Here is a 21,501-nt window from a genome sequence, read left to right as displayed (position 1 = left end):
CCAGTCTGCCGGGCAAGTTTGCTGCTAATCTGTTGAAGTGGCTGGCATCGCCGAACGAACGACCGCTATCCAGGCAAAGCCGCGATACAGAATGCGCTTTTCAACAGTGGCGTGCCGTTCCTGCGCGAGCTGATCGCAAACCGCAAAAAGGTCGCTGCGTGGTGTGACGTGGAACCATTCCAGCCATTTGAACAGAGCTTTTGCGAACCAGCGCGGCAGGCGAGACTGATCGCCGAAATCGACGATATGCAGTTCGCCGCCCGCATTGAGGTGCCGGACGCTTTCCCGGATGACCGATTGCCATTGCGGGATCATCGACACCGCATAGGAAATGAAAATCCGGTCAAAGCCCGCTTGTCCGAACAATCGCTCCGGATCGAATTGCGCTGCGTCGGCCCGGTCGAGGCGGACGCGGCTTTCGATGCCGACGCGCTCTGCCGCCCGGCGGGCGGTATCCAGCATTTCCGCGGAAATATCCATGCCGAAGAGCGTGGCGTCAGGATAACGTTCGGCAGTCTTCACCAGATTGCGGCCCGTGCCGCAGCCGATTTCCAGAACCGTGCCGTTGCGGGGAACGTCCAGCCCCGCAATCATGGGGTCGCGACCCAGAAGATAGTATTTGCGGGTTGCATCGTAGAAATGCCGCTGACGACGGTAGACCCGATCCATGAGGTTGGCGTGGTCCATACCCTGAACGCTCCATGGGCTGCGCAGCATGTCAGGCATCCTTCAAGATATAGAGGTGGAAGCCGCCATAGATCGACGAGCGGTCGCGATCATGCAGGGCGCGGGACTCGTCTGCCTGATATTCCCAGCGATCCAGTATCTCGGGCGCTACCCGTCCCGGAAGCAGGCTCGGTTCAGCAGCAGTGCGGAAGATGACGCGGGCGTTCGGCGCGGCCGTGCGGGTGATTTCGATCCACAGCGCGTTGAGCTGCTCGTCATTCATCCAGTCCTGCGCATCCAGCAGGATATAGCGGTCGACGGAAGCGGCGGGCTTGGCGGCGAGAAAATCGGTATAGCTGGCGTTTTGCACTGTCATGCGGTCGGCACGCGCCCGCACCGTTTCGAAATTGCTGCGCGACAGATAGGGCGGCAGCGGACCGGTCTCCTCATTGCCGCTATAGCCGCGCCCGAAGGCCTGCCACGCGAAATAATTGTCGGTGAGGGGAAAGCCGCAGGCGAGTTTCTCAAGGCGGCTGCGCAGGACGAGCGCCATGTCGCCATTCCCGGCGGTAGCAAGGGCATCATATTGCTGTGGCGGTATGCCGAGCCCGAACAGGGACGATTTGCGGGCCGTCGCCCAGCGCACCATGCGTTTTTCAAAAAGCGGCGCCAGCGCGGTGTCGAAGAAACTGCGCTGCTCTTCCATGGTGCGCGCCTTCAAGATGTCGCGCGGATCGATCCCATAGAGCCGCGCAACGCGGTGACCCATGCCGATGAAGACGCCAAGCAAACCGTGGCGGTAGAGGTCGCGCCAGAAAATGGAAATGCGCTGGCGGCCGTTCCACTTGCGCTTTTCCCAATAGGCGCGGCTTTCGCTGTCGAGGTGCGGGCGGATGAAGCGCTTGTAGGCCGCCAGATTGGTCTTGTCATCGGCCTTGCCGTAGAAGCGGTAGAAAGCGTTGTAATCAGGCAGGTTTTTGACGGCGGCGAGCTTAAGCCGGTTGAACGCGACATGCGCCCGATTGAGATCGACCGCTTCCACGCATGCCGGATCGGCGGTCAGGTAGGACATGGCATTGCATCCGCCGGAAGCGATGGTGACGATGCGGTGGCCGGGCTCGATGGCAAGTGCCGCCATGTCGACTTCCGGGTCTTCCCAGATTTGCGGATAGACCAGCCCCTTGAACAGCCACGCGAACAATCTTTCGGAAAAGCCCGCGCGCGAAAGAGCGTTGTTTTGTGTCACAGCACGCTTGAGAATTGTGCCGTCTGTTGCCTGCTCTGTCATCAAAAGTTCCCCTGATCCTCGAATCCCGACTTCGATTTTGCAAAGTTAAACATCGTCCAATGACAGGGACGTGACGAAATAATTGCGGGCTTATAAACGGGAAAAAATGGGCTACTGCCCTGTAATACTGTCGCTTTATTACGTTCGGTAAGACTATTTGAGAGAACTTTTCCGCGCTGTTGCCGTTTTTCCCTGTGAAGGTCTCAGTCGACAGGACTTCTGTGTCGATGAGCGACCGTAAAGGTGATTGGCCGGGCAAACCGGCCACGCACGGAGAAACAGAGAGGCGTTTGGCAAAGCTTGCCATTGATGCCTGAAACCAGGCCAAGAGCCTAACCTAGGAAGGAGAGCCTAAGTGAAGAAGTTTCTGATTGCTTCTGTCGCCGCCGTATCGCTTCTCGGTCTTGCAGCTTGCAACGACAAGAAGGACGACACGAACAACGCACCGGCACCATCCACGCCGGCAGCGCCTTCGAACAATGACACGACGCCAGCGCCGACCACTCCGGCCACCCCGGCACCATCGACGCCGGGTACGGGGACCGCACCTTCCAACTAAGGGTGCGATGTCGTGACTGCTTTGCAGGCGGATGGCGATCCGGTGTCGGGTCGCCATTCGTGCTTGACGGCTTCGGCCGGTTTCGGATTTGACATGAACGTTAAGGCAACCACAGTGGGAAAAGACGGGCGCTCTGCGTTTTCCGTGTTTCAACGCAGGCTCGGTTCGGTTATGGCTTTCGTCATGAACCGTAACTTTCTCTTTTTCATTTCTGCGATCGTTCTCGTTGCGCTTGCCGCATGCGGCAAGGGAGATGACGAAAGCGCTGCCACGACCAATGGCGGAGAGCAGGGCGCTGCCGCCATTTCGCAGCCTGCCAAGCCGGCAGAAAGCACGGGCACGGAAAAAGGTCCCGATCTGGTCAAGTCGCTTCGCGAGAGTTCAGGCGTGGTGACCCCGGAAGAAAAAGCCGCCGCCATCGAAAGGGCGCGCGCAAATGCGGTTGCCGCCGCTCAGTCGGTGGGCCAGACGGATGAGCAGGCACAGGCGGCTGGAGAGGCTGCGGCTGCTGCCGCACAGCGCTCCTTCAACGACCGCGAGCCCCAGCAATAATGTAAGAGCCTGGTCCAACAGTCGTCATGCCGGTCTGCAAATGACGCCTTTCTGTATTCCGGTGCTCACGTAACCTTAAGTACGTTCCGCTTCGGTACTCGAAAATCACCATTTTCGCGACGGCCCGACGCTTTTTGATTGAGGCTCTCAGCCTGCGGTTCGATATTCTTTCTAAATGTTTGTTTTTTCAATTTTCGCCTGCCTAGGCGGTTTTCAGTCCTTTCGGAATTCTATAGAAAAGTGCCATGTCGATTTGGGTCCGCATCGGTGAGTTCGTCACGTCCGTGGCGTCGAATGCCATTACTGGCGTTATCGAAGCCGTGCGCACCGTTTTTGAAGGCGATGCCGACACGCGCCGCCGGGTGGCTTTCTCCATCGCGATGATCGCGCTTTCCGCCAAGATGGCCAAGGCGGACGGGGTTGTCACCCAGGATGAAATTCGCGCCTTTCAGGATATATTCGCGGTGCCTAAGGAAGAGACGGCGCATGTCGCGCGGCTCTACGATCTCGCCAAACAGGATGTTGCGGGCTACGAATCCTATGCGCGTCAGCTTGCCGGATTGTGCAGTGAGGGTCAGACCGACTGTCATCTGCTGGAAGACATCCTCGACGGGCTTTTTCATATCGCCACCGCCGATGGCTATGTGCACGAAAAGGAAATGACCTTTCTTGCAGGCGTGGCGGATATTTTCGGCTATGACGAGGCGGCCTTCGACCGTATTGCGATCCGGCATGTCCAGCGCGGCGCTGACGATCCCTACGCCATTCTGGGGCTGGAGCGCGGCGTGTCCTTCGATATGGCCCGCAAGCGTTATCGCGCACTGGTGAAGGAACACCACCCTGACCGGCTGGTGGCCGAAGGGTTGCCGCTCGAATTCATAACCATTGCCAACAGGCGTCTTGCGGCGATAAACGCAGCCTGGGCGAGTATCGAGAAGAATCTGGAGGCTGCATGAGCAGCGCACACGAAATCGAGAACGAATTGTTGGAGGAGCTGGCGCTTGTCCGGCCTGATTTCGTCGGTGCAATGCTTGACCCGTCGCCCAATTTCGGTCCGCGCCGCGACGGCAAGATGCCAACCTTTCTCATTCTCCACTATACGGGTCTGGAAACCGCCGAAGAAGCGGTGCAGGTCCTGAAGTCGCCGGATATGGAAGTTTCCGCGCATTATCTCGTCCATGAAGACGGGCGGATCGTGCAGATGGTGTCCGAAAAGGCGCGGGCCTGGCACGCAGGCCAGAGCTTCTGGAAGGGCGAAACGGACATCAATTCGGCTTCCATCGGCATAGAGATCGTCAACCCGGGCAACCTCCAGGATTATCCGCCGTTCAAGGATGCACAGATCGAGGCGGTTATCCGCCTTTGCCGCGACATATGCGAGCGCCAGGCCATCAGACCGGAGAATGTGCTGGCCCATTCGGACATCGCTCCGTCCCGCAAGACCGATCCCGGCCATAATTTTCCGTGGAAGCGGCTTCATGAGGCAGGTATCGCCCATTACATCGAGCCGACGCCGATCCGCGGCGGAAGGTTTCTCGCAAGGGGCGAAAACGGCCAGCCGGTCGAAGCCTTGCAGTCCATGCTGGCGCTTTACGGCTACGGAATTGCCATCACTGGCATCTTCGATGAGGATACGGAGACCGTGATTAAGGCCTTTCAGCGCCATTTTCGGCCACAGAATGTGGACGGCGTGGCCGATGTTTCTACCATAGATACCCTCTACAGGCTGATTTTTTCCCTGCAAAATGTTACCGCCTGAAGCGGCACGAGTGATCTGTTTGTCTAAGGGCAACATTTCAGATTTTCGTAATGTTTTCATAAAAATAGATCGATCCAGTCCCGTTGCAGCGGGGCTGTGACGGCGGTTCGCTGCGGCCGCGCATGAATCGCTAATGTTGCAACCTGTAAGACTATTTTACTTTTGCAACCAATCTTCAGCTGCATTTCCCCGCCAATTCATTCGTCAATCCCAGCGGTCACGGGCTCTTACGGGCCATATCGGGCGGGATCAAAAAACAGGATCGTCTCCCCCAAGACAGGCGGTCTGACAAAAGAAACGTTTCAAGACGGTAGGTTATGAAAGTAAAATTTGTTGTTGTTAGCGCCCTTGTCGGCGCGATGAGTTCGTTTGGCCTGAATCCGGCGCTGAGTGCCCCTTCAACTGAACCGACCAACCTCGCAGCTCTCCTCAAGGCACGCCAGCAGAACAAGTCTGCCACGGCGGAAAAGCCAACCACAGCGCCCAAGAAGGCATCGGTCGTCAGCCGCCGTGCGGCCCCGGCCACAAAGGGTTCCACCGGCAAGCGCTCGCAGTCGAAAGACACGACGACCGCCCGTAACGCCAAGGGTGGCGCCTATTCCACCATCATCAACCGTTATGCGTCGACCTATGGCGTGCCCTCCGCACTTGCCCATGCGGTTGTGCGTCACGAGAGCAATTTCCAGCCGAATGTGCGCGGCAAGGCCGGTGAAATCGGCCTGATGCAGATCAAGCTCTCGACCGCTCGCAGCCTCGGCTACACCGGCTCCGCCAAGGGCCTCTACGAGCCGTCCACGAACATCCAGTTCGGCATGAAGTATCTCGCCATGGCGCAGAAGCTCGGCGGCGGAAGCACCTGTGGCACGATTCTGAAATACAATGCCGGTCACGGCGCAACGCGCATGAACCCGACCTCTGCGAAGTACTGCAGCTCGGTCAAGGCCTATATGCGCGCTCTCTAACAGATTTGCGTCAGCGGTCGCGTAGAGTACAGGCAGCCTGATGCGAACGGAAAGCCGACAGTGGCAACACTGTCGGCTTTTCTGTTGTGACGAGATTTTTTCGAAATCCGGTTTCACTGTCGCGCTATCGTTGCTATATGCGCCGTGTCAGTCGGTCGGGCAGCCGCGCCTGTCATATGCCGAAAGGCGGCAGGTGAGGAAAGTCCGGGCTCCATGGAAACACGATGCCGGGTAACGCCCGGCGGGGGTGACCCCAGGGATAGTGCCACAGAAAGCAGACCGCCCCGTCTTCCGTACCGTTGCAATGACGAAACGGCAGGGATGACGGGGTAAGGGTGAAAGGGTGGGGTAAGAGCCCACCGCGTCGGCAGCAATGCAGGCGGCACGGTAAACCCCATCGGGAGCAAAACCGAATAGGGACGGCGCGTCGGTTCGCAAGGGCCGGCAATCGGTTTCCGGATCAGCCGTCCGGGTGGGTTGCACGAGGCGGGTGGCGACATCCGTCCCAGATGAATGGCTGCCACGTCGGGCGCAAGCCCGGCCATACAGAACCCGGCTTACAGACCGGCTGACAATTTTCCTCCAGGACGGTTTCGATCTTCCAACGCAAGAAACGGATAGTTGCGTTGCGACCGAGGTTCTAATCGGAACCTCCACGAAATCATGGAGGTTCACTATGACCAGCTTGAAGGACAAGGTTGCAATCATTACCGGCGCGTCGTCCGGGATAGGACGTGCGGCGGCATTGCTCTTTGCAAGAGAAGGCGCGTCGCTGGTGCTGAACGCGCGCGGACTCGCGGGCCTTGAGCGCGTCGCACAGGAGATCGCGGCGTTTGGCGGAAAGGCGCATTGTGTTGCCGGCGATGTGTCGGAAGCCCGGACCCATGCGGCGCTGGTGGCAGCGGCGAAAGATGAATTCGGCGGGCTCGATATTGCTTTCAACAATGCCGGAACCGTCGGTCCCATCGCGCCGCTTGCCGAAATCGCGCCCGACGATTGGGAAGCGGTATTGGCGGGTAATCTCACTTCCGCATTTCTGGGAGCAAGATCGCAAATCCCCCTCATGCTCGAACGGGGCGGCGGCTCGATCATCTTCACCTCCACATTTGTCGGCACGAGCGTCGGCATACCCGGCATGTCGGTTTACGGAACCTCGAAGGTGGCTCTCATGGGGCTGGTGAAGGGCATAACCGCCGATTACGGCGTCCGTGGTATCCGGGCAAATGCGCTTCTGCCGGGCGGTGTGGACACGCCAATGGGTGGAGATGAAAAACACAAGGAATGGGCCGCCGGTCTTCATGCGATGAAGCGGATCGCACAGCCGGAAGAGATCGCGCAGGCTGCGCTGTTTCTGGCGGGTCCCATGTCCAGTTTCGTTGCGGGGACAGCGCTTTATGCCGATGGCGGCAATGCTGCGGTAAAATGAATGAAAGGGCGGCTCTGCGATGCAGGGCCGCCCTTTTGAAGCGCTTCGGGCCTTAGATGGGCACGCCGGTCAGGAAGTCGTAAATCAGCTTCATGTTCAGAACGATGATGATTGCAGCGGTGATGGCGGCAAGCAGCGTGACCCAGCGCGGAGCGACAAGTGATCCCATCTTCTTTTTCTCTGCCGTGAACATCACAAGCGGAATGATCGCAAAGGGCAGTTGCAGGCTCAACACGACCTGAGACAGGATAAGAAGCTCGGTCGTTCCCTGAGAGCCATACATGATCGTCACCACGGCAGCCGGAACGATGGCCACGAAACGGGTGATCGCACGGCGCAGCCACGGCTTCAGGCGAATGTCGATGAAGCCTTCCATGACGATCTGCCCGGCCATGGTCGCGGTGATGGTGGAGTTCAGCCCGCAACACAGAAGCGCAATGGCAAAGAGTGTTGGCGCGAGGGCCGAGCCGAGCAGCGGGTTCAGGAGAGCATGTGCCTTGTCCAGATCTTCGACAGCGGTATTGCCGGTGGCGTTGAAGCTCGCAGCAGCCAGGATCAGGATCGACGCATTGACGAGCAGCGCGAATGTCAGAGCAATGGTGGAATCCCATGTCGCAAAGCGTATGGCCTCGCGCTTTTCAGCGCTCGTATGGCCGTAGTCGCGCGTCTGGATGATACCGGAATGCAGATAGAGGTTATGCGGCATCACCGTTGCGCCGATGATGCCAAGCGCAATATAGAGCATGTCCGGATTGCGGATGATCTCGGTCGTGGGGGCAAAGCCTTTGATGACTTCGCCCCATTGCGGCTGCGCCATCAAAATCTGAATGAGGAAACAGAGCGCGATCACGCCAAGCAGCGTGATGATAAGCGCCTCGACGCGGCGGAATCCCTTGTTCTGGAGATATAGCACCAGAAGCACGTCGGCTGCGGTGATGATGACGCCGATTTCCAGCGGAATGCCGAACAGGAGGTTGAGGCCGATGGCCGTGCCGATGACTTCGGCAAGGTCGGTGGCGCAGATTGCAAGTTCCGCGAGAAACCAGAGCGGCCATGCGAGAAAACGCGGATAGGCATCCCGGCAGGCCTGCGCCAGATCGCGGCCCGTCGCGACTGCAAGGCGAGTGCAAAGCGCCTGCAGGAGCACGGCCATAAGATTGGACAGCAGAACGACGGAAAGCAGCGTATAGCCGAAGCGGGAGCCGCCAGCCAGCGAGGTCGCCCAGTTGCCGGGGTCCATATAGCCAACGGCTACCAGATATCCCGGGCCGAAAAAGGACAGTGCGCGGCGAAACTTCGAGCCGGAGCGATTGACCCTGATCGAGCGGTGGACATCGGACATGGATGCTTCACCGCGATCGCGCCGCCAGCCTTCAAATGTAACTTCGCCAGCGCCGGACGAATTTTCTCCATATGGAGCCATCATAAACGCCTTGATGTCGTAATGCAGTTGCAAACTATTTGCATTAAATACGGCAAGCACGCGGAGACGTCAACAGGGGGCAGGGCATCACAAATCATAAGCTTGTGATGCATAGCGTGTGGGCCGGAGGTGATGCGTTGAGTGAAACGCGCTCCGGTTTTCGGTCGATGCCGCGAAACTGCTCCCAAAAAAATCTCTGTTGAAAGTTCCGAGGCTGAGCGGGTTCCGGCGCGAAGCCCATCCAAAGGATAACGCTTCATTAAGCTTAATATCCGATAACTGACGAACGAATCCGTCATGCCCTCAAGTCGACGGCAAATGGGCGGAATCCAAAGGCAACACTCAGGCATGTCTCCCGAAAGCGGGAAGATGCTCTCAAGCGCAATGCGCTTTAGCTAACGGGCTGCGTACCCGGGAAAGGATCGGAATGATGGCAAGCCTCGGCGGAGACAATTCTCAAGCCGGTGGGGCTGAAGTCCGTCACGTTCCGGTGCTGATTGCCGAAGTGATCGATGCCCTGAAGCCCGTAGCTGGCGCGGTGATCGTCGATGGGACATTCGGCGCGGGTGGTTACACGCGCCGCATACTCGAAGCGGGTGCGGACGTGATCGCGATTGACCGCGATCCGACCGCAATCGAAGCCGGGCGGGTGATGGAAAAACAGTTTCCGGGCAGGCTCAATCTGGTCGAGTCCCGGTTCTCTGCCCTGGATGACGCGGTCTCGACAGTGAAGGGAGCGGGCAGCAAGGTGGACGGCGTTGTGCTCGATATTGGCGTGTCGTCGATGCAGATCGATGAGGCCGAGCGCGGCTTCTCCTTCCAGAAGGACGGTCCGCTCGACATGCGCATGTCGAAAAAAGGGCCGAGCGCTGCCGATGTGGTCAACCGTCTCAAGACCGGCGATCTGGCCCGCATCTTCAATTTCCTGGGCGAGGAACGCCATGCGGGCCGTATCGCGCGCATGATCGACAAGCGCCGCACGGCACAGCCTTTCACGCGCACGCTCGATCTTGCCAATGCCATCGAAACGCTGGTCGGTCGCAACCCGAAGGATCGCATTCATCCGGCCACGCGGGTGTTTCAGGCGCTGCGTGTCTATGTGAACGACGAGTTAGGCGAACTGGCGCGGGCGCTGCTTGCTGCCGAGCGCATCCTGAAGCCGGGCGGACGGTTGGTTGTCGTGACCTTCCATTCGCTCGAAGACCGCATGGTGAAGCGTTACTTCGCGGACCGGGCGGGCGGCAGCGCCGGATCGCGCCATCTGCCGGAAACGCATGTTCGTCTCGCGAGCTTTACGCCGGCGATCAAGGGTGCGGTCGGCCCGACGGCTGAGGAAGAAGAACGAAATCCGCGTGCGCGCTCGGCGAAGCTGCGCGCCGGAACAAGGACGGAAAATCCGCCACTGGAAGACGATCTATCGCTTTTCGGGTTGCCCAAACTGCCCGAGACGAACGAACTGGCCCGGAGTTAAACGAGTGCTGCGTACTTTCGACATCATCATGATAGCGGCGATGCTGGTGGCGGCGACCGTCACCTACACGATCAAATATGACGCGGAAAAACAGATCGCCGTCATCGCCAAGCTGAAGCGGCAGATCGACTCCGAGAAGGACACCATCACGCTCCTGCGCGCCGACTGGGCATTGATGAACCAGCCGGGCCGCTTGCAGAGCCTCGTGGGCGTCTATGAAAAGGAACTCAATCTCCAGCCGATCGAAGCCGAACAGCTTCTCCTTGGCGTCAACGAAATTCCGGAACGCCCGGTGGATGATATCCAGAAGATCATCTCCGGCAGCGACGAACTGCTGGCAAGCGGCGTGCTTGAAAAGGATGCTATCACGACCGGCAGCGTCAAGAAGAGTGGGGCGAGGCACTGATCATGCGGCTGAGACCTTTCAGAAAAAAGAACATGCAGGCAGGTAACGGTGTTGAGCCGGTTGGCGATGAAAAGCTGGCCGGCAACATGGCGTTTGTCGGCTCGCGCAAGAAGCACGGCAACCGCGCACGCAATCGCCTGTGGATGGCCATCGCCTGTTTTGTCGGCATCTATGGTGTGATGGGTGGAAAGCTCATCTATTTCGGCGTCATCGGCGGCGAAAACGAGGATAATGCAGGCCCGGCTGTCCAGCAGCTGGCATCGCGCCCGGATATCCTCGACCGGAACGGCGAAATTCTCGCCACCGATATCAAGACGGCGTCGCTCTATGCCGAACCGCGCAAGATCGTCGATCCTGACGAAACCATCGAAATGCTGTCCACCGTGCTGCCGGACCTCGACTGGGAAGCGACATACAAGCGCCTGAAAAGCGGCGCGGGCTTCGTTTGGGTCAAGCGCGGGCTGACGCCTCGCCAGCAGAGCCAGATCATGGCGCTCGGCGTGCCGGGCATCGGTTTCCGGACGGAAAAGCGCCGTTTCTATCCGGGTGGCCCAACCGCTTCGCACATCCTCGGTCTCGTCAATGTCGACAATCAGGGCATTGCGGGCATGGAGAAATATATCGACAGCCAGGGCCTGACCGACCTGCGCTCCGTTGGTCTTGCGACCGGGCAGTCGCTGGAACCGGTGCGTCTCTCCATAGACATTCGCGTGCAGCACATCATGCGCGACGTGCTGGTCAAGGCCATGGAACGCTATCGGGCGATTGCCGCCGGTGCGGTTGTGCTGAACGTCAAGACCGGCGAAGTCATCGCCATGGCATCGGTGCCGGATTTCGACCCGAACAATCCGGTCCATGCGCTGGACAAGGATCGCCTGAACCGCATGTCGGCAGGCACCTATGAAATGGGCTCGACCATCAAGAGCTTTACCACGGCGATGGCGCTCGATTCCGGCAAGTTCAACCTGAACTCGCGTCTTGATGCGTCGCGTCCGCTGGTCTTCGGCCGCCAGACCATCCGTGACTTCCACGGCAAGGGCCGTGTGCTGACGCTGCCGGAAGTCTTCATCTTCTCGTCCAACATCGGTTCGGGCCGCGAGGCCGACGCCGTCGGCATCGAAGGCCACCGTGCGTTCCTGAAAAAGATCGGTCTTCTCGATCGCTTGCAGACGGAACTGCCGGAAGTGGCGCGCCCCGTCGAGCCGCGTGTGTGGAAGAAGGTTCATTCGATGACCATTTCGTTCGGCCACGGCATGATGACGACGCCGTTGCAGACGGCAGTTGGCGCTGCGGCGCTGATGAATGGCGGCAAGCTGATGCCGCCGACATTCCTGACGCGCACGCAGGCCGAGGCCGATCAGGTGGCCAAGCAGATCATCCATCCACAGGTTTCTGCCGACATGCGTTATCTCTACCGCCTCAACGCGACTGCGCAGGGCGGTTCCGGCAAGCGCGCGACGGTTCCGGGCTATCGCGTCGGCGGCAAGACCGGCACGGCGGAAAAGGTGGTGCATGGGCGCTATTCGAAGGATGTGCGCTTCAACGCATTTCTGGCGTCATTTCCGATGGATGACCCGACTTATGTCGTGCTGACCATCATCGACGAACCGAAGCCGGAGGAAGGCAAATTCAGCGCAACCGCAGGTCTCAACGCAGCGCCGATGGTTTCGGAAATCATCCGCCGGTCCGCTTCGTTCCTCGGCGTGAAGCCCGATTTCCAGCTCGAAGCCCAGCCAGCAATGGTTAGCAATTTAAGCGGCAAGCCTGATTTTCAACAGGATGTGCCGCCAGCAATGGTTTCCAACGAATACGACTGATTCGCATAAAACAGCCTTTGCAGCGTTACGCGCACAACTGAATCTGGATTTGGTATGACCATGAAACTGAAGGAAATCGCTCTTTTCAAGGAACTGGCCTCCGGCAATGCCGGCGAGGTGGAGATCACCGGTGTCACGTCGGACTCCCGCAAGGTCGAACGCGGTTTTCTTTTCGCAGCCTTGAAGGGTGTGAAAGCTGATGGCGCGGCTTTTGTCGCCGATGCCGTCAAGCGCGGCGCCAGCGCCATCGTTGCGGGCAAGGATACGGTCATTGCCGATGCGGGTGTGCCGGTCCTTCATGTCGACGATCCGCGTCTTGCCCTGGCAGTTGCGGCGGCACAGTTCTATGGCAAGCAGCCGCAGGTCATGGTTGCGGTCACCGGCACCAGCGGCAAGACGTCCGTTGCATCCTTTACCCGTCAGATATGGGCGTATGCCGGTTTCCCCGCCGCCAACATCGGCACGACCGGCGTCTTCTCGCCGACACGCAGCGACTATAACTCGCTGACCACGCCCGATCCGGTGGAACTGCATCGCGTGCTGGCCGAACTTGCCGACGAAGGCGTCACCCATGCCGCCATGGAAGCTTCGTCTCATGGTCTCGATCAGCGCCGTCTCGATGGTGTCAAGCTTGCTGCCGGTGCCTTCACCAATCTCGGTCGCGATCATATGGATTATCACGCGACCATTGAGGAATATCTGGGCGCGAAGATGCGTCTCTTCAACACGCTTCTGCCGAAGGGCGCGCCAGCCATCATCTTCTCCGACGATCATTTTTCGGCGCAGGCCATCGAAGCGGCGACGCTAGCTGGATGCGACGTCAAGACGGTGGGACGCAAGGGCAATTTCATCGCTCTCAAGCGCGTGGAGCATGAGCGTTTCCGCCAGCATGTCGAAGTGCGCATCGGCGACGAGATCTTCGAGATCGAGCTGCCGCTCGCCGGAGATTTTCAGGTGGCCAATGCGCTGGTGGCCGCGGGACTTGCCATGGTCACGGGCGTTCCGGCTGCGGCTGCAATGCGCGCACTGGCGCTCCTGAAAGGGGCGCCGGGACGGCTGGATCTCGTCGGCGCGACGGAAGATGGCGCACCGGCCTACGTCGATTACGCCCATAAGCCGGAAGCGCTGGAAAATGTGCTGACTTCGGTGCGCCCGTTCACGACGGGCCGTGTGATCGTGGTTTTCGGTTGCGGCGGCGATCGCGACAAGGGCAAGCGTCCGATCATGGGCGAAATCGCGTCGCGTCTGGCCGATGTGGCCATCGTCACGGACGACAATCCGCGTTCGGAGGTTCCCGCGCAGATACGCTCGGAAATCATGGCGGCTGCGCCAGGTGCGACGGAAATCGGTGATCGCCGCGAGGCGATCTTCACCGCCGTGTCGATGATGCAGCCGGGCGATACGCTGGTCGTTGCAGGCAAGGGTCATGAAGAAGGGCAGATCGTCGGCAATATCACCCTGCCGTTCTCGGATCATGCGGAAGTTGCGGCAGCACTGGCTGCCCGTCTTGAGGAGCGCTCGGAATGAGTGAGTGGCTCTGGAAATCCGACGATATGGTCGAAGCCATGGAAGGAAGGCCATTCGGTAACCTTCCCGGCGGCATAACCGGCATCTCCATCGATAGCCGCTCGCTGAAGCCGGGCGAGGCGTTCTTCGCCATCAAGGGCGAGCAATTCGACGGCCATGATTTCGTCACCGCCGCCATGGCTGCCGGTGCCGGTCTGATCGTGGTGGCAGAACACCGTCTGCCCGCTTTCGGCAATTCCAAGGTGCCGATGATCGTGGTGGAGGACGTGCTTGAAGCCCTGACCAAGCTTGGCATTGCTTCGCGCGCCCGCTCGAAGGCCCAGATCATCGCGGTGACAGGTTCTGTCGGCAAGACCACGACCAAGGAAGCACTGCGCCATGTACTTTCGGAAGTCGGCAAGGTTCATGCTTCGGTGGCGTCGTTCAACAATCACTGGGGCGTGCCGCTGACGCTTGCGCGCATGCCTGCCGATACGGATTATGGCGTTTTTGAAATCGGCATGAACCATCATGACGAAATCCGCCCGCTGGTAAAGATGGTGCGCCCGCATGTGGCGCTGATTACGCTGATCGCCCCCGCGCATCTTGGTCATTTTGCCAATCTGGAGGAAATCGCCGTCGCCAAGGCGGAGATTTTTGAAGGCATTGTCCCGGGCGGTTATGCACTCCTCAACCGTGACGACAAGCGCTTCAAGCAGCTGGAAGAACTGGCTGAAAAGGCAGGCGTCGAGCATATCGTCACCTTCGGCGAGAATGCACGCTCCGATTACCGCCTGCGCGAAGTGAAGCTTCATCCCACCTGTTCCTGCATGACGGTGAAGGCTGGCACGCATGAAGCTGCGGTCAAGGTCGGCATGCCGGGCCGACATATCGTCCAGAACATGCTTGCCGTCCTCGGCGCAGCCGATCTGGTTGGCGCGGATATCGCCAAGGTGATGATGGCAATGGCGACGCTCACCGCGGAAGGCGGTCGCGGCGCGCGCCATGTGCTGCAGCACCCCGAAGGCACGTTCACGCTGATCGACGAAAGCTATAATGCCAATCCAACCTCGATGCGCGCAGCCCTGTCGCTCTTGCATTCAACGGCGCCGGAAGGTTCGCGCGGCCGCCGCATTGCGGTGCTGGGGGATATGCTGGAGCTTGGCCGTCAGTCGGGAAAACTCCACGCCGATCTGGCGCGTCCGATTGTGGATGCCGAGGTGAATGCGCTTTTTATCGGTGGACCGGACATGTCGGCGCTTAAAAATGCCTTGCCGGTTGAAATTCATACCGAGTACAGGCAGAGCACCGACGAATTGTTGCCGCTGGTGGTCAAGACTGTCCGTCCGGGCGATGTCATCATGGTGAAATCGTCGAAGGGAATCGGTTTTTCCAAAATCGTCAAGGCGCTGATCAGCCAGTTTCCGCCGGTAGAACCGGCGGAATAAGCGGTATTTGAGGGATTTTTCTCTAAATGTTGATGCTTCTCACCTTCTTCGCCGAACATATGACACCGCTCAATGTGTTCCGCTACATTACTTTCCGCACCGGCGGCGCGATGATCACTTCGGCGCTGATCGTGTTCCTGTTCGGCCCGTCGATCATCAACTCGCTCCGGGTGCGTCAGGGGAAAGGCCAGCCGATCCGCGCCGACGGCCCGCAGACCCATTTCAAGAAAGCCGGTACGCCGACCATGGGCGGCCTCATGATCATGACCGGCATTCTTGTGTCGTGCATGCTCTGGGCCAATCTCTCCAGCGTCTATGTCTGGGTCGTGCTGCTGGTTACCGTGGGTTTCGGCGCAATCGGCTTTTATGACGATTATCTCAAGGTGACGAAGCAGTCCGACAAGGGCTTTTCCGGCAAGGCGCGTCTTGGCATCGAATTCCTGATCGCCGCCGCCGCCGCTTTCATCATCATGCGGGCAGGGCAGGAGCCGTTCTCGTCCTCGCTGACATTCCCGTTTGCCAAGCAGTTCGTCATCAATCTGAGCTGGTTCTTCATTCCGTTTGCTGCTTTCGTCATGGTTGGCGCAGGCAATGCCGTGAACCTGACAGACGGTCTCGACGGACTTGCAATCGTGCCGGTCATGGTTGCCGCTGCCTCCTTCGGCTTCATCGCCTACCTGTCCGGTAACGCGATCTTTGCCGATTACCTGCAGATTCATTTCGTGCCCGGCACGGGTGAGCTTGCAGTGGTTCTGGGCGCCGTCATCGGCGCGGGCCTCGGCTTCCTCTGGTTCAATGCGCCGCCTGCCGCAATTTTCATGGGCGATACGGGTTCGCTTGCGCTGGGTGGTATGCTGGGCACGGTTGCCGTTGCGACAAAGCACGAAATCGTTCTCGCCATCATCGGTGGCCTGTTTGTCGTGGAAGCGCTTTCCGTCATCATTCAGGTTGGGTCCTTCAAGCTGACCGGCAAGCGCGTGTTCCTGATGGCGCCGATCCACCATCATTTCGAAAAGAAGGGCTGGACCGAGAGCCAGGTCGTGATCCGTTTCTGGATCGTCGCGATCATTCTCGCGATGATCGGCCTTTCCACCCTCAAGCTCCGGTAAAGTGCCATGATCCCGATCACCGCCCTCAAGGACAAGACGGTCGCCCTTTTCGGACTGGGCGGGTCGGGCATCGCGACCGCCAAGGCCATTCTTGGCGGAGGCGCAAAGATCATTGCCTGGGACGACAATCCCGACAGCGTTGCCCGTGCACAGAGCGCGGGCATTGCCACTGGCGACCTGCGGCAGGCAGACTGGTCGCAGTTTGCGGCTTTCGTGCTTTCGCCGGGCGTCCCGCTGACCCATCCGAAGCCGCACTGGACCGTCGATCTGGCTCGTGCTGCCGGGGTTGAGATCATCGGCGACGTGGAGCTGTTCGTTCGCGAGCGCAACCACATTGCTCCCGATTGCCCGTTCATTGCCATTACAGGAACCAATGGCAAGTCGACGACGACCGCCCTGATCGCCCATATCATCAAGGCTTCCGGTCGCGACATGCAGCTCGGCGGCAATATCGGCACAGCAATCCTCACGCTAGAGCCGCCGCAGGCGAACCGCTTTTACGTGGTTGAATGTTCATCCTACCAGATCGATCTGGCGCCTTCGCTGAACCCGACCGCAGGCATCCTGCTCAATCTGACACCGGACCATCTCGACCGTCATGGATCGATGGAAAACTATGCGGCGATCAAGGAACGGTTGGTCGCGGCAAGCGACACGGCCATTGTCGGGGTCGACGATCAATATTGCGAAGCCATTGCCGACCGGCTTTATCGTGACGGCGTGCATGTCGTGCGGATTTCCAAGGAAAAACAACTCGGCAAGGGCTACTTTGCTGACGGTGCGAAACTGCTCTGGGCACAGGATGGAGAAGTTGATGAAATCGCTTCTCTTGAAGGTATCGGCTCGCTGCGCGGCGCGCATAATGCGCAGAATGCACTTGCGGCGATTGCCGCCTGCCTGTCCGTGGGCCTCAGCCTTGAAGAAATCCACGCCGGTCTGAATAGCTTTCCTGGCCTCGCCCATCGCATGGAACAGGTCGGACATCGCGGGAAAGTCTTGTTCGTCAACGATTCCAAGGCGACCAATGCGGAAGCGACGGCTCCGGCATTGTCTTCGTTCCCGCAGAACATCTACTGGATTGCAGGTGGTGTGCCGAAAGCTGGCGGGATTGCTTCGCTGGCCGCGTTCTTCCCACGGATTGCCAAGGCCTATCTGATCGGCGAAGCCGCCGCGCAGTTTGCGGCAACGCTTGGCGATGCGGCGCCGTTCGAGATTTCCGACACGCTTGCGGTCGCCGTTGAACACGCTGCCCGGGATGCCGGCAACGATGCGGCTCCCGAGCCAGTCGTGCTGCTGTCGCCTGCCTGCGCGAGTTTCGACCAGTTCCAGAACTTTGAAAAACGCGGCGATGCATTCCGCAGCGCTGTTCTCGCACTTCCGGGTGTCGAGCGGATAGGAGGGGAAAGCTGATGGTAAGCCGTGTCGATCGCGGTCCTGTCGCCAACTGGTGGTGGACAATAGACCGCTTCTTCCTCGCTGCATGTCTGGCCCTGATGGGGCTTGGCATTCTGCTGTCATTCGCCGCAAGTCCTGCTGTCGCGTCGCGCATCGGGCTGGACAGTTTTCATTTTGTAGAGCGACAGATTTTCTTCATGCTTCCGGCGGTCGTCGTCATGATCGGCGTTTCGTTTTTCTCGCCGCGCCAGATCAGGCGTTTTGCTCTGATCCTGCTCGGCATTTCGCTCGTCTTGATGGTTGCGGCACTGTTCTTCGGCATCGAAGTGAAGGGTGCGCGGCGCTGGGTCAACCTGGCGGGCATATCCATCCAGCCATCGGAATTCATGAAGCCCGCCTTCGTGGTGGTTTGCGCCTGGCTGTTCTCGGAACGTGAGCGCGGCGGCGAAATGCCCGGCAATTTTCTCGCCATGCTGCTGTTCGGCACCGTTGCGGCCCTGCTCGTGCTTCAGCCCGATCTTGGTCAGACGATGTTGACCACCGGCACATGGGGCGCGATGTTCTTCCTTGCGGGCCTGCCGATGTTCTGGATTCTGGTTCTTGGCGGTCTTGCTGTTTGTGGCGGCATTTCGGCCTATTTCATGTTCGATCACGTCGCCGGACGTATCAATCGCTTCATGACGGGCGAGGGCGACACGTTCCAGGTCGATGCCGGTCGCGAGGCGATCCTGCGCGGTGGCTGGTTTGGACAAGGGCCGGGCGAAGGCACCGTGAAGCGCATCATTCCGGATAGCCACACCGACTTCATCTTCTCGGTTGCGGCGGAAGAATACGGCATCATCCTATGCATGGTCATCATGCTGCTGTTCGCGTTCATCGTCGTGCGCGGCCTTTCCATCGCGCTGCGCGAACGCGATGCGTTTACGCGTCTGGCCGTCTCGGGGATTGTCATCCTGTTCGGCTTCCAGTCGATCATCAACATGGCGGTGAACCTGCATCTTATGCCTGCAAAGGGCATGACCCTGCCGTTCATTTCCTATGGCGGATCCTCGCTCATCGCCATCGCCATCACGATGGGCATTCTTCTGGCATTGACACGCCGCCGTCCGGAAGCCCGCATGACCCATACGGTCAGCATGGGCGCCGATGTGAACAGGCGCATTCCGGCTTTGTGAGGGGAATATGGGGAAAGGCGTAATCGTACTGGCCGCCGGGGGAACGGGTGGCCATCTGTTTCCGGCGGAAGCGCTGGCACATGAACTGAAGGCGCGCGGTTGGGACGTCCATCTGGCGACCGATGCGCGCGCGCAGCGTTTCGCCGGCGCATTCGCGGAAGACCATGTTCATGTCATTCGCTCGGCGACGATCGCAGGACGCAATCCGATTGCGCTCCTGAAGACGTTCTGGTCGCTGTGGCAGGGCAATCTCGATTGCCGCAAATTGTTCCGTCGGCTGAAGCCAAAACTGGTTGCGGGCTTCGGCGGCTATCCGACGCTGCCGCCGCTTTATGCCGCCAGCAACATGAACATTCCGACCATGGTCCACGAGCAGAACGCTGTCATGGGCCGCGCCAATAAGGGGCTTGCGGGCCGGGTGAAAGCCATCGCCGGTGGCTTTTTGCCTGAAACGGGTGGCCTTCATGCCGAGAAGACGGTCACGACCGGCAATCCGGTGCGTCCGCCTGTGCTGGTTGCAGCCGGAACGCCCTACAAGCCGGTCAAGGTGGATGAACGTTTTCGGCTGCTGGTTTTTGGGGGCAGCCAGGGCGCGCAGTTCTTCTCGACCGCCATTCCCGCTGCCGTGGCCTTGCTGCCGGAGAAAGATCGCGCACGGTTGCTGATCACCCAGCAGTCCCGCAAGGAAGACGAAGCCGCGGTGCGGGATGCTTACAAGAAGCTTGGCATTCCGGCGGATGTGGCGCCGTTCTTCAACGACATGCCGGCACGCATGGCCGATGCCCAGTTCGTGATTTCGCGTTCCGGGGCTTCCACCGTTTCCGAGATCACGGTCATCGGTCGCCCGGCCATGCTGGTGCCGTTTCCGCATGCGCTGGACCATGATCAGGCCGCGAATGCGGCAGCGCTCGCGGCAGTGGGCGGCGGCGAGGTCGTTCGCCAGTCGGAATTGTCGCCGGAACGCCTGGCGGGGATACTCCAGGCTGCGATGAATGAGCCACAGCGCCTCGAAGCACAAGCAAAAGCTGCGAAAAGCGTTGGCAAGCCGGATGCTGCGCGGTTGCTTGCCGATCTGGCAGAGGCTATTGCAGCGGGTAAATCTGTTCAGGAATTCAAAGAAGGAACTCGGCCATGAAAATGCCGCTGAATATCGGGCTCGTCCATTTCATCGGAATTGGCGGCATCGGCATGAGTGGTATTGCCGAAGTGCTGCATAATCTGGGCTACAAGGTACAGGGCTCGGACCAGTCCGACAGCGCCAATGTGCAGCGCCTGCGCGAAAAAGGCATTGAGGTCTTTGTCGGCCACAAGGCTGAAAACATTGGCGATGCTGAAGTCGTCGTCGTTTCGACCGCGATCAAGAAGAACAATCCCGAACTGATCGCCGCACGCGAAAAGCTGCTGCCCATCGTGCGCCGCGCGGAAATGCTGGCCGAACTGATGCGCTTCCGGCATGCGGTTGCGATTGGCGGAACTCACGGCAAGACGACCACGACCTCGATGGTTGCGGCATTGCTTGATGCCGGGCACCTCGATCCGACCGTCATCAATGGCGGCATCATCAACGCCTATGGCACCAATGCCCGCATGGGCGATGGTGACTGGATGGTCGTGGAAGCGGACGAAAGCGACGGCACGTTCCTGAAGCTGCCAGCCGACATCGCGGTTGTCACCAATATCGATCCGGAGCATCTCGACCACTACGGCAATTTCGATGCCGTGCGCGCCGCTTTCCGCCAGTTCGTTGAAAATGTGCCATTCTATGGTTTCGGCGTGATGTGCCTCGATCACCCGGAAGTGCAGGCTCTGGTGAGCCGCATCGAGGATCGCCGCATCATCACCTACGGTCAGAACCCACAGGCGGAAGTGCGTTTCGTCAATCACCGCATGGACGGTGCTGCGAGCCTGTTCGACGTCGTGATCCGCTCGCGCAAGGGCGAGGCGACCGAGATCAAGGATCTGCGCCTGCCTATGCCGGGCCAGCACAACGTATCCAACGCGACGGCGGCAATTGCGGTTGCGCATGAACTCGGTATCTCCGCCGACGATATTCGTCGTGGTCTCGGCTCTTTCGGCGGTGTGAAGCGCCGCTTCACCCATACCGGCACATGGAACGGCGTCGAGATATTCGATGATTATGGCCATCACCCGGTTGAAATCCGCGCCGTGCTGAAAGCAGCCCGTGAAGCCGCCAAAGGCCGTGTGATCGCCATCGTCCAGCCGCACCGTTTCACGCGTCTGGCAAGCCTTTTCGATGAATTTGCGGCATGTTTCAACGATGCCGATACGGTCATCGTGGCGCCGGTCTATACGGCAGGCGAAGACCCGATCGAAGGCGTCAATTCCGAGACACTGGTATCGCGCATCAAGACCGCAGGTCATCGCGATGCGCGTTATGCGAACGGCCCGGAAGCGCTGGCGCCATTGGTCGCGTCGATTGCGGAGCCGGGCGACTTCGTGGTTTGCCTCGGTGCAGGCAACATAACGCAGTGGGCCTACGCATTGCCGAAAGAACTGGCTGAACAGGGCAAGAAGTAAG

General features: G+C 59.5%; 19 protein-coding genes and 1 other RNA gene. 17 read left to right on the top strand and 3 right to left on the bottom strand.

All coding sequences use genetic code 11. The features are described from left to right. Positions 1 to 24: 24 nt before the first annotated feature. The gene (locus OINT_RS07775) at positions 25 to 717 is read right to left on the bottom strand and encodes a class I SAM-dependent methyltransferase (protein ID WP_006471672.1); all 693 of its coding nucleotides are present in this window, start codon (positions 715 to 717) and stop codon (positions 25 to 27) included. Between the two features lies 1 nt (position 718). Then, positions 719 to 1,954: a BtaA family protein gene (locus OINT_RS07770; protein ID WP_039852687.1), complete on the bottom strand. Its 1,236-nt coding sequence runs from the start codon at positions 1,952 to 1,954 to the stop codon at positions 719 to 721. Positions 1,955 to 2,309: 355 nt separating this feature from the next. Here OINT_RS07770 and OINT_RS07765 point away from each other — a divergent pair, with 355 nt between their 5' ends. The 7 genes from OINT_RS07765 to OINT_RS07740 all read left to right on the top strand — a co-directional run bounded on the left by OINT_RS07765 (position 2,310) and on the right by OINT_RS07740 (position 7,212). Continuing rightward, a complete protein-coding gene (locus OINT_RS07765) occupies positions 2,310 to 2,513 on the top strand; it encodes a hypothetical protein (protein ID WP_006471673.1) in 204 nt (67 codons plus the stop codon). 93 nt (positions 2,514 to 2,606) lie between these two features. Further along, positions 2,607 to 3,065, top strand: coding sequence for a hypothetical protein (locus OINT_RS07760; protein ID WP_031352537.1), 459 nt, complete (start codon positions 2,607 to 2,609; stop codon positions 3,063 to 3,065). A 245-nt stretch (positions 3,066 to 3,310) separates the two neighbouring features. Continuing rightward, positions 3,311 to 4,021, top strand: coding sequence for a J domain-containing protein (locus OINT_RS07755; RefSeq protein WP_006467233.1), 711 nt, complete (start codon positions 3,311 to 3,313; stop codon positions 4,019 to 4,021). Further along, positions 4,018 to 4,824 (top strand): N-acetylmuramoyl-L-alanine amidase, encoded by an 807-nt coding sequence (locus tag OINT_RS07750; RefSeq protein WP_006467232.1) that lies wholly within the window; start codon positions 4,018 to 4,020, stop codon positions 4,822 to 4,824. The genes OINT_RS07755 and OINT_RS07750 overlap by 4 nt, the downstream gene beginning before the upstream one ends. A gap of 317 nt (positions 4,825 to 5,141) precedes the next feature. Then, positions 5,142 to 5,786, top strand: a complete 645-nt coding sequence (locus tag OINT_RS07745; protein ID WP_006467231.1) for a lytic transglycosylase domain-containing protein — start codon at positions 5,142 to 5,144, stop codon at positions 5,784 to 5,786. A 147-nt stretch (positions 5,787 to 5,933) separates the two neighbouring features. Then, positions 5,934 to 6,362, top strand: an RNA gene (gene rnpB, locus OINT_RS22520) — RNase P RNA component class A. 100 nt (positions 6,363 to 6,462) lie between these two features. Beyond that, the gene (locus tag OINT_RS07740; protein ID WP_006471674.1) at positions 6,463 to 7,212 is read left to right on the top strand and encodes an SDR family oxidoreductase; all 750 of its coding nucleotides are present in this window, start codon (positions 6,463 to 6,465) and stop codon (positions 7,210 to 7,212) included. A 52-nt stretch (positions 7,213 to 7,264) separates the two neighbouring features. Here the strand turns inward: OINT_RS07740 and OINT_RS07735 are convergent, their stop codons facing one another. After that, positions 7,265 to 8,635 carry an Nramp family divalent metal transporter gene (locus tag OINT_RS07735; protein ID WP_036592933.1) on the bottom strand — a complete coding sequence of 457 codons (1,371 nt, stop codon included), beginning with the start codon at positions 8,633 to 8,635 and terminating at the stop codon, positions 7,265 to 7,267. A gap of 427 nt (positions 8,636 to 9,062) precedes the next feature. On the opposite strand from OINT_RS07735, the gene rsmH reads away from it, so the two are divergent. The 10 genes from rsmH to murC are packed head-to-tail and all read left to right on the top strand — an operon-like array spanning position 9,063 to position 21,500. Then, a complete protein-coding gene (gene rsmH, locus OINT_RS07730) occupies positions 9,063 to 10,106 on the top strand; it encodes a 16S rRNA (cytosine(1402)-N(4))-methyltransferase RsmH (RefSeq protein WP_006467229.1) in 1,044 nt (347 codons plus the stop codon). Positions 10,107 to 10,110: 4 nt separating this feature from the next. Then, on the top strand, positions 10,111 to 10,512 hold the full coding sequence (gene ftsL, locus OINT_RS07725; RefSeq protein WP_006467228.1) for a cell division protein FtsL: 402 nt from the start codon (positions 10,111 to 10,113) through the stop codon (positions 10,510 to 10,512). A gap of 2 nt (positions 10,513 to 10,514) precedes the next feature. Further along, a complete protein-coding gene (locus OINT_RS07720; RefSeq protein ID WP_006467227.1) occupies positions 10,515 to 12,329 on the top strand; it encodes a peptidoglycan D,D-transpeptidase FtsI family protein in 1,815 nt (604 codons plus the stop codon). A gap of 54 nt (positions 12,330 to 12,383) precedes the next feature. Beyond that, positions 12,384 to 13,856, top strand: coding sequence for a UDP-N-acetylmuramoyl-L-alanyl-D-glutamate--2,6-diaminopimelate ligase (locus tag OINT_RS07715; protein ID WP_006467226.1), 1,473 nt, complete (start codon positions 12,384 to 12,386; stop codon positions 13,854 to 13,856). After that, positions 13,853 to 15,283 (top strand): UDP-N-acetylmuramoylalanyl-D-glutamyl-2,6-diaminopimelate--D-alanyl-D-alanine ligase, encoded by a 1,431-nt coding sequence (locus tag OINT_RS07710; RefSeq protein ID WP_006467225.1) that lies wholly within the window; start codon positions 13,853 to 13,855, stop codon positions 15,281 to 15,283. The genes OINT_RS07715 and OINT_RS07710 overlap by 4 nt, the downstream gene beginning before the upstream one ends. Before the next feature lie 26 nt (positions 15,284 to 15,309). Further along, the gene (mraY, locus tag OINT_RS07705) at positions 15,310 to 16,392 is read left to right on the top strand and encodes a phospho-N-acetylmuramoyl-pentapeptide-transferase (RefSeq protein ID WP_006467224.1); all 1,083 of its coding nucleotides are present in this window, start codon (positions 15,310 to 15,312) and stop codon (positions 16,390 to 16,392) included. A 6-nt stretch (positions 16,393 to 16,398) separates the two neighbouring features. Further along, complete coding sequence (gene murD, locus OINT_RS07700) at positions 16,399 to 17,802, top strand: UDP-N-acetylmuramoyl-L-alanine--D-glutamate ligase (RefSeq protein WP_006467223.1); 1,404 nt, start codon at positions 16,399 to 16,401, stop codon at positions 17,800 to 17,802. Then, complete coding sequence (gene ftsW / locus OINT_RS07695; protein ID WP_006467222.1) at positions 17,802 to 18,962, top strand: putative lipid II flippase FtsW; 1,161 nt, start codon at positions 17,802 to 17,804, stop codon at positions 18,960 to 18,962. Before murD ends, ftsW begins: the two co-directional genes overlap by 1 nt. Before the next feature lie 7 nt (positions 18,963 to 18,969). Next, positions 18,970 to 20,097 carry an undecaprenyldiphospho-muramoylpentapeptide beta-N-acetylglucosaminyltransferase gene (murG, locus tag OINT_RS07690; protein ID WP_006467221.1) on the top strand — a complete coding sequence of 376 codons (1,128 nt, stop codon included), beginning with the start codon at positions 18,970 to 18,972 and terminating at the stop codon, positions 20,095 to 20,097. Then, complete coding sequence (murC, locus tag OINT_RS07685; protein WP_006467220.1) at positions 20,094 to 21,500, top strand: UDP-N-acetylmuramate--L-alanine ligase; 1,407 nt, start codon at positions 20,094 to 20,096, stop codon at positions 21,498 to 21,500. Before murG ends, murC begins: the two co-directional genes overlap by 4 nt. Position 21,501: the final 1 nt, after the last annotated feature.

Source organism: Brucella intermedia LMG 3301 (genome assembly GCF_000182645.1).
Classification (GTDB): domain Bacteria; phylum Pseudomonadota; class Alphaproteobacteria; order Rhizobiales; family Rhizobiaceae; genus Brucella; species Brucella intermedia.
This window is presented reverse-complemented; position numbering and strand designations above follow the sequence as displayed.